The organism is Pseudoalteromonas sp. P1-13-1a, assembly GCF_001401875.1.
Lineage (GTDB): Bacteria > Pseudomonadota > Gammaproteobacteria > Enterobacterales > Alteromonadaceae > Pseudoalteromonas.
In genome coordinates this window covers 38,100-52,148 of the sequence record NZ_LKDV01000028.1, presented here as the reverse complement: position 1 = coordinate 52,148, position 14,049 = coordinate 38,100, and the positions used below count along the sequence as shown (strand labels likewise).

Sequence of the window (14,049 nt, the reverse complement as noted above, 5' to 3'; positions counted from 1 at the left end):
ATAAAGAATGGTGGGTCATGATGGACTTGAACCATCGACCAATGGATTAAAAGTCCACTGCTCTACCAACTGAGCTAATGACCCGCTCTTTTTGCCGCATTTTGAGTGGGGTAACCATTCGTTTGCTGCGGGCGCTTATAATACTTATTTATAAAATGAGTGCAACCGAAAATGTCTCTTTTTTTCAGTTTTTATGCCTAGGTGAGCAAAATTAAAGCGTTTGTGCTCAAACTACATGCAAATACAAGATTCGCCGAGTATTTCTATGTAGTTTGAGCTTTAAATACACCGCTTAAATGCGCCCTAATTAGCTAAACGCTCGGTTGCAAGTTTTGCAGCAGTTGTACTCGGATATTGGTTAATTAGATCACCCAATATTTTTTGTGCCTCTTGATTTAGGCCTTGCTCTTGTAAAAGCGTGCCTAATTTTAACATGGCATCTGGTCGTTTGTTTGAGTTAGGAAACTCATTTACCACCACTTTAAAATGCTCACTTGCTTTTACACCATCATCTTTAATGGTTAGCAACTGCCCAAGCCAATAATGTGCATTAGAGGCATACACAGAATTAGGATAGGTTGTTAAAAATGTTTGAAACTCAGGAATAGCTTGGTCGTAGCGTTTATCTTTCATTATTAGCGCTACTGCACGCTCATACGCCTCGTTTTCAGATAAGTCACTGCTATAGGTTTGTGCACCGCTCGATTGCGTGTAATCGGTTGCAGGCGTAGCAGCAGGTTGTGTATACGCTTGGCTTACGCGGTTTTCTATTTCTTGATAAAGCTCTCGCTGGCGCTGAAGTACCTTTTCAAGCTTATAGCTTTGCTCTTCAGTAACACCGCGAATTTGGCTTACTTCATCTTGAAGCAGGTTAAGTTGTTGCTGTAATTCAACTTGTAATAAGTTTCGCGACTGCATCATGTTTTCTAGTGATGCTAAACGCTTCTCTATGCTCGACTGTGAACTTGCAGCTTCTGAAACAGGAGCGGGAGCAGCCAAAACTTGGGTGCTCCCGCTCAATATCATGGCTGCCAAAATAATTTTCGGCTTCATAATATCTCTTATCTTAGTAAACTAGTACCGCACGGCGGTTTTTAGCGAAAGCTGACTCAGTGCGAGATTTAACCATTGGTTTCTCTTCACCGTAGCTAACTACTGACATTTGGCTAGCAGAAACACCTAAGCTTTGTAGGTATTTTTCTACAGCTTGGCCACGATGCTCACCTAGTGCAATGTTGTACTCAGGCGTACCGCGCTCATCAGCGTGACCTTCAATTAATACTTTTACTGAAGGGTTTTGAACTAAAAACTCAGCATGTGCGCGAAGTAATTCTGCGTACTTGTTCTCAACAGTTGCTTTGTCGAAGTCAAAGTAAATGATTTGCTCTTGACGAAGCGCTTCATATTTTTGACGAAGTTGCTCTTCTGCTTGTTGTTCAGGTGAAATTGTTGCTACTTCAACTGTATCCGTGTTTGTTGATTGCTCAACTGCACTTTGATTTGATTGGTTAGCTGCGCCTTCATCAATATCTGAAGATGAGCTACAAGCGGCTAATGTCATTACTGGCACAGCGATTAGCAGGCCTTTAAGTACTTTGTTAAGTTGCATTGAGTAGATTCCTATTTTGAGTAAACCAGCAAATATTACTGTAAATATGGCGACCAAGCTGGTGCCTTTACTTGTCCGTCTAGCACGGGTAAACGTGCTTTAAAGCGACCGTCCATCGATACCAGCGCGAGTACCTGTTTATTATTATGAAGCGTGCTATAAATGATCATCGAACCGTTTGGCGCTATGCTCGGAGATTCATCAAGGCGAGTTCGTGTTAATACTTGAAACGCACCTGTAGCCAGCTCTTTCTTAGCAAGATGGTACTGCCCGTTGGTACGGTTAACCATCACTAATTCTTTACTGTCTGGCGTTATAGAACCCGCTAGGTTCATATCGCCGTCGAAGGTCAATCGTTGTGACCTACCAGTTCTTAAATTTAACTTATAAATCTGGGCATTACCACCCCTTTCAGATGTAAACACAATATCCTGGCCATTTGGGTACCAAGATGGTTCAGTATCTATACTACGGTGGCGTGTAAGGCGTGTTTCTTTACGGGTTGCTAAATCTAAAACATACACTTCGGTTGCACCTGTTTTGTCTTTAGAAAGCACCAATAACATTTTTTTGCCATCTGGTGAAAACTGCGGTGCACCGTTAATACCACGGTAGCTTGTAATCAGTTCACGCTTACCTGAGTAGAGATCTTGAATATAAATTTGGCTTTGGCGGTTTTCAAATGTTACATACGCAAGCTTAGTGCCATCAGGCGACCATGCTGGCGACATCAACGGCTCTTTTGAGCGCAATAACACCTGCTCGTTAAAGCCATCATAGTCGGCAACCACTAACTGGTAAGGTTTTGGTTGATCTTCGCGTACAATTACATACGCAATTTTAGTTAAAAACGCGCCTTTTTCACCGGTTAGCTTTTCGTAGACTACATCGCTTATGCGGTGTGAATAACGGCGAAAGCCACTTTCACCAATTACGCTTTCACGTGCTTCTAAAATGTGGTCTTGGCTTTTTACAAGTTTACCGTTGCTCATCATTTGCGTTTGGCCGCCGGTAATTTGCCCACGTATCACATCTACCAATTCGTAGCGTACTAGGTAACGCCCATCAGTTTGCTGATCAACTTCGCCAACGACAACCGCTTCTACACCTTGGTTTACCCAAGCTGCGTAGTCTATATCGCCATCTTTATTAGGAAGTTGCGGCATTTGTGCTACATCTACCGGTTTAAACTTACCACTGCGCATTAAATCGGCAGCAATAACATCGCTCAATTTTTGCGGAATTGGGCCAACACCATTGTATTTAAAAGGCACTATGGCAATAGGACGTGCACCGTCTACACCTTCAGTTATTACAATTTCAAGTGCCGCATTTGCCACACCCTGAAACCCTAATAATATAACTACAAAGGCTATTTTAATTTTGCTGAACATATCATTCCTTTAAAATTCTGGCTTGATTGTTAAATTAATATTCTTAAGTTGCTCGAACACGTCTTTGTCTTTAGATACAGGTAATGTGTCGGCCATGCGCACAGCTCTAAGTGCTGCTTCACACACTAACTTATCACCCCCTAACGATTTAACCTGCGTGACTAAACCATTAAACCCAAGACGAATATTTACTCGGCACTGTTGGTTTTTCATTTTTTCATCAATCAGTAAGTTTTGCTGAATACGCGCCATAATTAAGGCTCTATACTTATCAACTTCGCTTACTACTTGCTGTTGGCGTATTTTACTACGTGCAGCCTGCTCTTTAGCAAGTTGTTCTTGTAACATTTGCTCTTGCAGCGCTTGCTGACGTTTGCGTTCGGCTTCTTTGGCACGCGCTTTGGCTTCTGCTTCACGTTTTTTACGCTCTGCTTCGGCTTTTTTCAGTGCCTCTTCTTCTGCTTTACGTTTATCTGCAGCCGCTTTGGCTGCATTTTCAGCCTCTTGCTTTTGCTTTTCGGCTTGTTTTGCCTTAGCACGTTCTTTTTGTTCAATTTCACGCGCTTTTTTAGCTTCCGCCTCAGCTTGTGCTTTTTCTTTCTCTTTTGCTTTACGCTGTTGCTCTAGCTTTTTAATATTACGGGCTTCGGCTTCACGTTGTTTACGTGCATTGGCGGCTCTGCGCTCTAAGTCGCGAATGCGCTTATCTTCAGCACGTTTTTTAGCGTCTTCTTTTTTTTGCAACTCGGCAATTTTTTGCTCAACTTGCTTTTGATCTACAGTGACCGCAGACACTGCATTATCAGGCTCAGGAATAGCCGAATTAAGCGTCACTTCCATTACTTTAGGTGCTGGAGGGTGTATATTCGCAGTCGCCCACAAAAAGCCCCCCAAACCTAAATGTAAAAGCACTGACTTGATTATAGAACTATTCATGTTACTACTGTTTCCCCTCAAAGGATTCTGTCATTAAACCCACAGATGGTACGCCAGCATTCTTTAAAAAGTCCATTAATAACAATACTTCTTGGTACGAAACCTTACCAGAGCCTTTAATCATTACTGGTACATCAGGGTTTTTCATTAACTGAAGCTTAATAACCGCTGCCACATCAAGTGCTTCCATTGGCTCCTCTGGATCAGTTCCTATGCTTACATAGTACTTACCTGCAGAGTCAATTGAGGCAATAATGGGTGGCGTGTCTTTAGTGTCAACTAAATCCGACTCTTCCATTTTTGGTAAATCAACTTTTACACCGTGAGTAATAAGCGGTGCTGTTGCCATAAATATAATTAGTAATACCAACATTACATCAATGTAAGGTACTACATTAATTTCTGCGACCGGACGGCGCTTCTTACGCTGATACATTCGCTTTAGCCTCTATTTGGGTAGCTGCTTGACGGTGTAAAATATTGGCAAATTCTTCCATAAAGTTGATGTAATGTGATTCTAGTTTTTCAACTTTATTAGCAAAGCGGTTATACGCAATAACAGCCGGAATAGCCGCAAATAAACCCATTGCTGTTGCAATAAGTGCCTCAGCAATACCTGGCGCTACCATTTGTAAAGTTGCTTGTTTAACTTCACCTAGTGCAATAAAGGCATTCATAATACCCCACACCGTACCGAATAAGCCGATATATGGGCTAATTGAACCTACTGTCGCTAAAAACGATAAGCTCGATTCTAGTTTTTCAATTTCACGTGACAGAGCCACACGCATTGAACGGTGCGTACCTTCCATAACAATACCTGCGCTTTGAAATGTGTTCTTTTTATGGCGTGCAAATTCTTTAAAGCCTGATGTAAATAACGCTTCAATACCATGAGATTGGCCACTGCGTGATGAAATTTCGTTGTATAATTTGCTTAAGTCGATACCTGACCAAAATTTTTGTTCGAATTTTTTTGCATCAGACAAGGCATCGCTAATTGCTTTTTTGCGCTGAAAAATAATTGCCCATGACATTACAGACATTGCTACAAGCGCTAGCATAACTAACTGCACAAGCAAACTGGCTTCTAGAATTAGATCTAAAAAGTTAAGCCCTGATCCCACGTTAAACTCCTAAATAATTTCAAAAAACGTCAATTTGGTTATTTTATGTAAATAAGACCATTGTAACGGCCATAAGTTGCATCTAGTGTATCGAGTCAAGAGTTTACTGACAACGGTATTGCTATGAATTGGCAACAAAAAACGTTAAACATACGGTTAATCACTTGTTTGTTTCTAAAACGCGACTGCCACGCTAAGTAAAGTACAACTAAATACAATAAAAGTGCGTAAATATACGCAGAAAACTTGATAAAATGCTGCGTTTATTCATAAAAAGTGCATAAGCACGCAAAAGCTATTCATGTCATTGTGCATGTACTAATTTAACTAATAGTGTAACAATACAACTCACACCAGTTATTTATTAATTTTCAGCAACTTATAAAGTTAACGAATAATTAACGCACAAGTTTCGAACAACTAAAAAATTCATCAGATTAGTTTTTTTTATCTGAAGTTTTAAATTTTCTAGTTTGAACAAAAAGCACATATTCCGTATTATTCTCCCATACCGAGCTTACGCACTGAATGAAAGATTTTTCATTAAGCCAAGTTCTTAGTAATAGGATTTTTAATCGTATTACATTGTTTTACTCTTTTTGGATAAAACCTAATTAAGTAAAACGTAGTTCCCTGGATTACTTCCTTCAACTTGTTGTTTGCCCGCATTATATGCGGGCTTTTTTTTGCCTAAACTTTCGCGCTTCTTACTTAACCTGAATACTCAATAAAAGCACATTTCTAAAAGCCGTGTTTTCGCTAAAAAACTTATATCAGCCTATTTTAAGATGTCAGTAAGTCTCTTTATAAAAATACAATGTACTTAATTTAAATAACCACACTTTTAAGCTCTCAAAAAGTAGCAAATAAGTGCAGTGATAAATTCAATGGTACGCAGCATAGCCACGCCAGTCTTAACGTTAAGTGAATTACAAAATGAATTTAATTTATTGGTTACATTTGCAACAAAGTGGATGAAAGCTGATTAACTATTAAAAAAATTTTACAATTAAGGGTAGGTGCAACCCGCTACATTGATTGTAACGGGCTAAATGAGGTTAATCTTGTTTAGGAAGTAAACCAAAGTGATGGTACGCATTGTCTGACACAATTCGCCCGCGCGGTGTGCGCTGTATAAAGCCTTGTTGAATTAAAAACGGCTCAATTACATCTTCAATGGTTTCTTTTTCTTCGCCGATGGCGGCGGCTAAATTATCTAGCCCTACAGGTCCGCCCATAAATTTTTCGATAATGGCAAGTAAGTATTTACGGTCCATGTAATCAAACCCGCTTTTATCTACGTCAATCATATCTAATGCCTGCTCGGCAACCGAGGCATTCACAGTGCCATCAGATTTTACTTGCGTGTAATCGCGTACACGGCGTAATAGGCGGTTAGCTATGCGCGGTGTGCCTCGCGAACGCTTTGCAATTTCGGTGGCTCCATCATCGCACATTTGTAAATCTAGATAATGCGCTGAGCGCCCCACTATATATGATAAATCAGCAATAGAATAAAACTCTAAGCGCTGCACTATGCCAAAACGGTCTCTTAGTGGTGAGGTAAGAGAACCTGCACGTGTGGTTGCGCCAATAAGCGTAAACGGCGGTAAGTCTAATTTAATAGAGCGTGCTGCTGGGCCTTCACCAATCATAATGTCGAGTTGATAATCTTCCATCGCCGGGTAAAGGATTTCTTCAACTTGCGGGCTGAGTCTGTGTATTTCATCAATAAACAGTACATCGCCCTCTTCAAGGTTGGTAAGCAGTGCAGCAAGGTCGCCGGCTTTTTCGAGCACTGGCCCTGAGGTGGTTTTAATACTTACATTAAGCTCGTTGGCGACAATATTAGCAAGCGTGGTTTTACCTAAGCCTGGCGGGCCAAATATTAATAGATGATCAAGGGCTTCACCACGGCTACGGGCAGCCTCTATAAATATTTCCATTTGCTGCTTAACATGCGGCTGACCTTTGTAGTCGGCTAAAAGCTTGGGCCTTATTGCGCGGTCTATGGTGTCTTCGTTGGTTTTTTCGCTCGCGTCAATTAAACGATCAGCTTCAATCATGGGTTACTCACAACATTGATTTTAAAGATTCTTTAATAAGAACCTCAGTAGACATATCGGGTTTGCTTACCGATTTTACTGCTTTTTGCGCCTGTGGCAATTTATAACCTAACGCAACAAGTGCCGATACGGCATCGTCTGCGGCATTATTGGCAATAGTTGCATCGCAAGCGGGCTCTATTACGGCATTATCGCTAAATGGCGTAAATAAATCATTACCCCAATCTTTTAAGCGGTCTTTCATTTCAAGCACTAAACGCTCAGCGGTTTTTTTACCCACACCCGGTAATTTAACCAAGGTTGTGGCGTCTTCGTTGTTTACGCAACTTACAAACTGTTGCGCCGACATGCCCGACAAAATCGCTAAGCCTAGTTTAGGCCCCACGCCATTTGCCTTTAGTAATTCTCTAAACAGCGCGCGCTCGGTTTTATTATTAAAGCCAAATAATAGTTGTGCGTCTTCGCGTACTACAAAATGCGTGTACACGATGGCGTTTTCGCCAACATTGGGTAAGTCGTAAAAACAGGTCATGGGCATTTGTACTTCGTAGCCTACGCCGCTTACTTCTAATAAAATTTCGGGCGGCTGCTTTTCAACTAAAATGCCATTTAAACGGCCAATCATATTTATTTCCTTAAACGTCCTCTAACGGTTTTACTTGCACTACCCGCTAGTTTAATTAAATTTTGTTCTGAGTGAGCATGGCAAATTGCAATGGCAAGCGCATCGGCCGCATCGGCTTGCGGTGTACCAGGTAATTTTAAAATATTTTTTACCATGTGTTGTACTTGCGACTTATCGGCGCCGCCATTTCCTACCACGGCTTGTTTAATTTGCCGTGCTGAGTATTCAAATACGGGTAAGTCGGCCATAGAGGCGCCCACGATAGCGGCTCCTCGGGCTTGGCCTAGCTTTAGCGCGGCATCCGGGTTGTGCGCCATAAATACTTTTTCTATGGCAAAGGTTTCGGGCGAGAACTGCTCTATTATTTGTGTGATCCCTTGGTAGATCATTTTTAATCGTATGGGAAACTCGTGCTCAGCTAATTTTATACACCCACTGCCTAAATAGGTAAATTTAGCACCTTGGTGAGCAACTACACCATAACCCGTTAAACGTGAACCTGGGTCTATCCCTAAAATAATGGCCAAACAGCACACTCATTATTGTTATTTTTCAATAACGGTAATAATGCCAGAGCACTGTATAAATTACCAGTGGCGAGTAAAAACAAAAACGCCCGCAACTTAGTGCGGGCGTTTAGCATTAAAAAGTATAGCTTAGGCTAAAGCACGTACTAAGCCTTGGGTATTTTGTTTAAGCTTATGGGCAATCATTAAGTAGCCAAGCGCCGCCACAAACACCCCGCCCGATACCGGCCCTATTAGCCAAATTGCCGGGTGCAGCTTACCAGCTAAGTCAAACATTTGCTGCTGAACAATTAGCAAAGCTACATCACTAAATAATGCGGCTACAAACCCAGCTAAACCACCTAATAGCAAAAACTCATAAAGGGTCGCATTTTTTATTAATCGCCCTTTGGCGCCTAAAGTTCGCAGTATTACTATTTCTTGCATTCGCTCACCTAGGCTCGCTTGCACCTGCGATATAAGCACTAATGCACCACACAACACCACAATAGCAAGCACAAAGCCAATCGCTAACGACACCTGCTCAATGGTTGATTGAATTTGCTTTACAAAGTTATCTACATCAATAGCGGTAATGGTTGGATACGTGCGTAGTAACTGGCTAAACGCTTTCTTTTGCTCAGGCTCTATACGCACGGATGATATATACGTTGCCGGAAAATCTTTTAGCACGTCGGGGCTTAAAATAATAAAAAAGTTAGGTTTTAGCGTAGCCCAGTTTACTTTACGTACGCTAGTTATTTTAGCGTCAAATGATTGCGCACCAATTAGAAATGTTAACGTGTCGCCTATTTCTACATCTAAACGCTCCAGCATTGATTCCTCAACCGATGCTTCACCCACCGCGCCTTCGCCAAACCACTGTCCTTGCACAATTTCGTTTTGGGCTGGCACGTTTTCAAGCCACGTTAAGTTAAGCTCACGACCGATGCCTGAACGCGCTTCTTCATCTTTTTTCTCGTTATCTTGCAACGACACTTTACGCGCAACAAGCTCGCCATTTACCGCATTTACGCGCCCACGAATGGTTGGGTAAAAATCAGATACTAAAATATCGTTTTCTGCTAGGTAATTGTTTACAGGCTCAAGTTCGTTTTGCGTAATATTTACTAAAAATGCATTAGGAGCATCGGCTGGCAGTTGTGATTGCCAATCTGAGATCATGTCATTTTTAAGTACAATCAAAAACAACAGCAATTTTATCGCCAACGAAAAGCTAATAAGCTGGACTGCATTTACGTTGGCACGCTTTTGAATAGAGGCAATAGCTAACGACCAGCTATTACCTGGTTTTAAGCCTAATTTACGGCCACCACCAAAAATTAATTTTGAAATAACAAACAACACCGCAATCAAAGCCAGTGTAGAAACAAACAAAATAAGCGTTATTTTAATGTTGTTACTAAATAACCACATTAATAAAAACACCGTAAGGGCACTTAAACCTAAGTGCACACGGCTTACGGCTAGTCTGTCGCCTAAATTACGGCGCAATACTCTAAGCGGTGGAATATCAAATAAATCAAGCAGTGGCTTAATAGAAAACATAACTGCACATATAACACCTGTGCTAATAGCCACCAGCCAAGGTTTAAAACCCGCTGCAGGTAAACTCATATCCATGCTTTTTGCTAAATACCCGGTGGCAATTTCTTGTAAACCGTAACCTATGGCTAAGCCAATAATAACCGCCATAGTGCAAACCATGAGTAAATGCATAAAGTAAATTTTACGAATTAATGCGCGGCTTCCGCCAAGGGTTTTCATCATAGCTACGGGGTCGTATTGGCGCTCACAATAACGCTTTGCCGACACAGCAATGGCAACTGTGGCTAAAATAATGCCCAGTAAGCCAGCTAGTAATAAAAAACTTTCTGCTCGGTTTAAGCTATTTGATATAGGCGATTGCCTATCTTTTACGCCGTACCAGCGTTGATTTTCAGCCATTTGCGGCTTTAACCATTCATAAAACCGCGTTATGTCTGACTCATCGCCTGCATACAATTGGCGGTAGTTCACTCGGCTGCCAGGTTGTATCACTTCTGTTTTTGCAACATCAGCAATATTTATGAGTACTCTGCGACTACTCGAAAATACATTAAACGGGGCATCAGGCTCTTCAACTACCACTTTTTCTACATTGAATACGGCAGCACCTAGCTCTACTTGGCTACCAATATCAATATTTAAGCTGTAAAAAACCGATTCACTTAGCCACACATTACCAGGCTTTGGTCCGCCCTGGGCTACTTGCGTTTCGCCAAGCAACGATGATTTAACTTTTAATTCGCCTTTTAACGGGTATTCGTTTGATGCCGCTTTTACCGAGGTAAACTGCATCTCGTCGTTGGCAAATAACATGGTATCAAAGTAGACCATTTGCGCAGTTTGTAAGTTTTCTTGTTTGGCTTTATTAATAAACGCCGTATCTAATTTGTGAGCACTGGCCAGCACTCTATCAGCCGCAATAAACGCACTACTTTTTTGTGCTATGCTTTGTGCTATTCGCTCTGTCACCATAGACAGCGTGAACACTGTTAGTACTGCAAGCGCAATCGCGGCACTAATAACCGTGAGCTCGCCCCGGCGAAATTCACGGGCAAATAATTTAAGTGCTAACTTAGCCCACATTCGCTACGTCCTCTTTTGAGTTTTTAACTAACTGCCCCGCTTCAATTTGCACAATATGCTGGCACTTTTGCGCGAGTGCTTCATCGTGAGTTACTAAAATTAACGTTGTGCCGTGCTGCTGGTTTAAATCAAACAATAACGACTCCACCATTTTGCCGTTTTTACTGTCTAAATTTGCAGAAGGCTCGTCGGCAAATAAAATTTTAGGTGTGCCAATAAAAGCCCGGGCAATAGCCACACGTTGTTGCTCACCACCCGAGAGTTGCGATGGGTAATGGTCAATACGGTGGCTTAGCCCTACTTTTTCTAACAAAGCAAGGGCTTGCTCTTTCGCATCACTTTCGCCAGCAAGCTCTGCTGGCAGCATGACGTTTTCAAGGGCCGTTAAGCTTTGTACCAACATAAAAGATTGAAATACAAAGCCGACTTTTTCAGCTCGCAATGCCGCGCGTTGCTCTTCATCTAATGTATGAAGTGGCTCGCCATCAAGGATGATTTCACCACTGCTGGCTGTATCTAGGCCCGCTAATAAACTTAATAACGTGGATTTTCCTGAGCCCGATGTGCCCACAATAGCAACTGACTCACCATGCTTGACATTAAAGCTGATGTCGCTGAGGATGGGCAACTCACCTTCGAAGGTAGAAACTACTTTAGACAAACCATTTACTTGAATAATATTTAATTGAGAAAGCGCTGACATATGACTCATTCAATCCTACGTTTTGTATTCGTTTTATTTTTAGTTATCAAACCACTTAGTGCGGCGGCCGACAACACGATTTTAATACTTGGAGACAGTTTAAGTGCAGCCTATGGACTTAAACAAGAGCAAGGCTGGGTTAAATTGTTACAAGATAAATACGATGCAGAGCAGCGTAATATAGAGCTAATTAATGCCAGTATTAGTGGCGAAACAACCGGCGGCGCTTTACGCAGGCTAGATGCCTTACTCGCGAAATACCAACCAAGCCATGTGCTTATTGAGCTAGGTGCTAATGATGGTTTGCGTGGTTTTCCGGTAACAAAAATGCAGGCCAACTTAACGGATTTGATCGAAAAAAGCCAAGCTGAAAATGCCATGGTCGCGCTAATGGAAATTTACATTCCCCCTAATTACGGGCCGCGTTACAGTAAAATGTTCACAGACAGTTTTACACAAGTAAGTGAAAAAACAAATGCTCATTTACTTAACTTTTTTATGCTTAATGTGGCAGATAAGCCAAACTTAATGCAAAGAGATCAATTACATCCAAATAAAGAAGCTCAACCGCTGATACGTGATGAAATGTACGACTCGATCAATCAATGGCTAAATAAAGATTAGGACATATTGTTCTTTGCTGGTTGGATTTGCGGCAGCTTGCTGTTTTGCCAAGACAAAGCCTATGAAGTTGCGCTTTTAAATATAGTTTTTTAGCTTATTTGCGCAATAAACGCGCAAACAAACAATCACTTATTGATTTTTAAGAAAATATACGTACTATTGCAAACAACGTCGGTATGTAGCGCAGCTTGGTAGCGCACTGTCATGGGGTGTCAGGGGTCGCAGGTTCAAATCCTGCCATACCGACCATTTTTCTACACTCTATTCAATAAGTTACTTAACTTTCCTATTTACTTTATCGCACCTTAACTCTACATTCTTTTATTTATATCGCACATTTATCGCACCATACTTAACTGAATTTATTTTCTCATTTTTAAGTTAGACTAGGTGTTGATTGGGGGGGATATATAGGAAGACAGCTAATGGCACCTTATCTTCCACTACTGAAGTACTTCAACCCACTTGCAATATCCCCCAAAGCAACATATCATTAGTTCATACCATGCGACTAGGAGTATCTCCAGTCATTATGCAAGGTCACTACAGGCTATGAGTCATGTTACATCCGTGTTGGTACTGATATTTCAGTCCACACGGAATAGTAACAGCTAAGTTTTTTGAACATAACACATCACAAACTTCCCTTTTCCATTTTAGTCCTATAACAAACTTTCCTAAGAATTATCTTTAAGTTTAAAGGTTTAGTTTTCATACAATTCCCTATATTATTGCTATCTGGCAACCACTTAAGATTAATAGTTTAGGTTAGTAGTAAGAGCCAAGAAAAAGAGGACATGATTCGTTGAACGAAAATAATATTAACCGTAACTTAAAAGATATATTTAATTCGACATTCCACGGGAAAATGTCATTTGAAGACTTTTTAAGTTTGGATGTGCAGTCTGAATATGGAACCATAGCTCTCAAAAAACGGTTAGTATATGTCCCTTCACCGAAGTTAAGGCTGGTTCACCGTTTTATAAATAAGACAATCCTAGAGTTTGCTGACTGTAATAAAAATGTTGTTTATTCGTACAGAAAAGGGGTTAGTACACGGGATGCTGTAGAAAAACATTCAGGCCATACTTATATTTTCCAAACCGATTTAACTGATTTTTTCAATAACATACGCAAATCTAATGTAGTCAACTCTTTAAAAAAGCAATTGTCCTCAGTACCAATCAAAGACATTAATACATTTATTGACGTTATTGCTGATTTAGTAGTTATTGATGATCATATCCCAGCTGGCTTTTCAACATCACCGTTATTGAGCAATATTTGCTTATTCGATTTTGATAACGAGTTAGAAAAATATTGCCTGTCAAATAATCTAAAATACACTAGATATTCTGATGATTTAATAATCTCAGGAAGCTCAATCGACTTTACAACAACGATAGAAGCAATAATCGAAACGTTTCTCAAAAAGAACGTGAACAATGCCCTCAGTATTAACGAAGCGAAAACCAAAATTCATAAAATTGGTCATAATTTCAAAATATTAGGCTTCAACATCTTACCTAATGGAATCGTAACTATTCCAAGTGCGGATAAAAAGCAAGTTGAATCATTACTTTACTTCTTTTTAACGGACGAGAAGAAATTTGAAGATTTTTTTCTAGGCTTCACTAATAAAATAAAGCAAGGCTCAGATGATAAAACAGTTAGGGAAAAAGCAATAAGTATGTTGTCTGGTAAGCTGATTGCCTTCAATGCTATGGATAAAAAATATATAGCAAAACTTCGAAGGAAATATGGGAATACCGTAATTGAAATGTTTATTAGAAAGTCGGTGACCTAG

Annotated in this window: 13 protein-coding genes and 2 tRNA genes; 3 read left to right on the top strand and 12 right to left on the bottom strand. The window is 40.6% G+C overall.

Going from position 1 to position 14,049, the window contains the following annotated elements:
- Positions 1-8: 8 nt before the first annotated feature.
- The 12 genes from AN391_RS15650 to AN391_RS15595 all read right to left on the bottom strand — a co-directional run bounded on the left by AN391_RS15650 (position 9) and on the right by AN391_RS15595 (position 11,618).
- Positions 9-84: transfer RNA gene (locus tag AN391_RS15650), tRNA-Lys, on the bottom strand.
- Between the two features lie 219 nt (positions 85-303).
- Positions 304-1,053: a tol-pal system protein YbgF gene (gene ybgF, locus AN391_RS15645; RefSeq protein WP_055016263.1), complete on the bottom strand. Its 750-nt coding sequence runs from the start codon at positions 1,051-1,053 to the stop codon at positions 304-306.
- A 13-nt stretch (positions 1,054-1,066) separates the two neighbouring features.
- On the bottom strand, positions 1,067-1,609 hold the full coding sequence (gene pal / locus AN391_RS15640) for a peptidoglycan-associated lipoprotein Pal (protein ID WP_004587277.1): 543 nt from the start codon (positions 1,607-1,609) through the stop codon (positions 1,067-1,069).
- A 35-nt stretch (positions 1,610-1,644) separates the two neighbouring features.
- Entirely contained in the window at positions 1,645-3,003 is a 1,359-nt protein-coding gene (gene tolB, locus AN391_RS15635) for a Tol-Pal system beta propeller repeat protein TolB (protein WP_055016262.1), read from the bottom strand.
- A gap of 9 nt (positions 3,004-3,012) precedes the next feature.
- The gene (tolA, locus tag AN391_RS15630) at positions 3,013-3,939 is read right to left on the bottom strand and encodes a cell envelope integrity protein TolA (protein ID WP_055016261.1); all 927 of its coding nucleotides are present in this window, start codon (positions 3,937-3,939) and stop codon (positions 3,013-3,015) included.
- Between the two features lie 4 nt (positions 3,940-3,943).
- Positions 3,944-4,375: a protein TolR gene (gene tolR / locus AN391_RS15625; protein WP_055016260.1), complete on the bottom strand. Its 432-nt coding sequence runs from the start codon at positions 4,373-4,375 to the stop codon at positions 3,944-3,946.
- Complete coding sequence (gene tolQ, locus AN391_RS15620; RefSeq protein ID WP_004587273.1) at positions 4,362-5,066, bottom strand: protein TolQ; 705 nt, start codon at positions 5,064-5,066, stop codon at positions 4,362-4,364. Before tolQ ends, tolR begins: the two co-directional genes overlap by 14 nt.
- 1,058 nt (positions 5,067-6,124) lie before the next feature.
- Complete coding sequence (gene ruvB, locus AN391_RS15615; protein WP_055016259.1) at positions 6,125-7,132, bottom strand: Holliday junction branch migration DNA helicase RuvB; 1,008 nt, start codon at positions 7,130-7,132, stop codon at positions 6,125-6,127.
- 7 nt (positions 7,133-7,139) lie between these two features.
- A complete protein-coding gene (gene ruvA / locus AN391_RS15610; protein ID WP_055016258.1) occupies positions 7,140-7,757 on the bottom strand; it encodes a Holliday junction branch migration protein RuvA in 618 nt (205 codons plus the stop codon).
- Between the two features lie 2 nt (positions 7,758-7,759).
- Positions 7,760-8,284, bottom strand: a complete 525-nt coding sequence (ruvC, locus tag AN391_RS15605) for a crossover junction endodeoxyribonuclease RuvC (protein WP_004587270.1) — start codon at positions 8,282-8,284, stop codon at positions 7,760-7,762.
- Between the two features lie 129 nt (positions 8,285-8,413).
- Positions 8,414-10,915 carry an ABC transporter permease gene (locus AN391_RS15600; protein ID WP_055016257.1) on the bottom strand — a complete coding sequence of 834 codons (2,502 nt, stop codon included), beginning with the start codon at positions 10,913-10,915 and terminating at the stop codon, positions 8,414-8,416.
- The gene (locus AN391_RS15595; RefSeq protein WP_055016256.1) at positions 10,905-11,618 is read right to left on the bottom strand and encodes an ABC transporter ATP-binding protein; all 714 of its coding nucleotides are present in this window, start codon (positions 11,616-11,618) and stop codon (positions 10,905-10,907) included. The genes AN391_RS15600 and AN391_RS15595 overlap by 11 nt, the downstream gene beginning before the upstream one ends.
- On the opposite strand from AN391_RS15595, the gene AN391_RS15590 reads away from it, so the two are divergent.
- The 3 genes from AN391_RS15590 (at position 11,619) to AN391_RS15580 (ending at position 14,049) form a co-directional block, all read left to right on the top strand.
- Positions 11,619-12,242: an arylesterase gene (locus AN391_RS15590; RefSeq protein ID WP_055016255.1), complete on the top strand. Its 624-nt coding sequence runs from the start codon at positions 11,619-11,621 to the stop codon at positions 12,240-12,242.
- 172 nt (positions 12,243-12,414) lie between these two features.
- Positions 12,415-12,491, top strand: a tRNA-Pro gene (locus tag AN391_RS15585).
- 556 nt (positions 12,492-13,047) lie between these two features.
- Positions 13,048-14,049 (top strand): reverse transcriptase family protein, encoded by a 1,002-nt coding sequence (locus tag AN391_RS15580; protein ID WP_055016254.1) that lies wholly within the window; start codon positions 13,048-13,050, stop codon positions 14,047-14,049.

Excerpts from the sequence above, each read along its gene's own strand:
- AN391_RS15590 (WP_055016255.1), top strand. The coding sequence starts at position 11,619 with ATGACTCATTCAATCCTACGTTTTGTATTCGTTTTATTTTTAGTTATC.
- AN391_RS15595 (WP_055016256.1), bottom strand. The coding sequence starts at position 11,618 with ATGTCAGCGCTTTCTCAATTAAATATTATTCAAGTAAATGGTTTGTCT.
- tolA (WP_055016261.1), bottom strand. The coding sequence starts at position 3,939 with ATGAATAGTTCTATAATCAAGTCAGTGCTTTTACATTTAGGTTTGGGG.
- ybgF (WP_055016263.1), bottom strand. The coding sequence starts at position 1,053 with ATGAAGCCGAAAATTATTTTGGCAGCCATGATATTGAGCGGGAGCACC.
- ruvA (WP_055016258.1), bottom strand. The coding sequence starts at position 7,757 with ATGATTGGCCGTTTAAATGGCATTTTAGTTGAAAAGCAGCCGCCCGAA.
- pal (WP_004587277.1), bottom strand. The coding sequence starts at position 1,609 with ATGCAACTTAACAAAGTACTTAAAGGCCTGCTAATCGCTGTGCCAGTA.
- ruvB (WP_055016259.1), bottom strand. The coding sequence starts at position 7,132 with ATGATTGAAGCTGATCGTTTAATTGACGCGAGCGAAAAAACCAACGAA.
- tolB (WP_055016262.1), bottom strand. The coding sequence starts at position 3,003 with ATGTTCAGCAAAATTAAAATAGCCTTTGTAGTTATATTATTAGGGTTT.
- tolR (WP_055016260.1), bottom strand. The coding sequence starts at position 4,375 with ATGTATCAGCGTAAGAAGCGCCGTCCGGTCGCAGAAATTAATGTAGTA.
- AN391_RS15600 (WP_055016257.1), bottom strand. The coding sequence starts at position 10,915 with ATGTGGGCTAAGTTAGCACTTAAATTATTTGCCCGTGAATTTCGCCGG.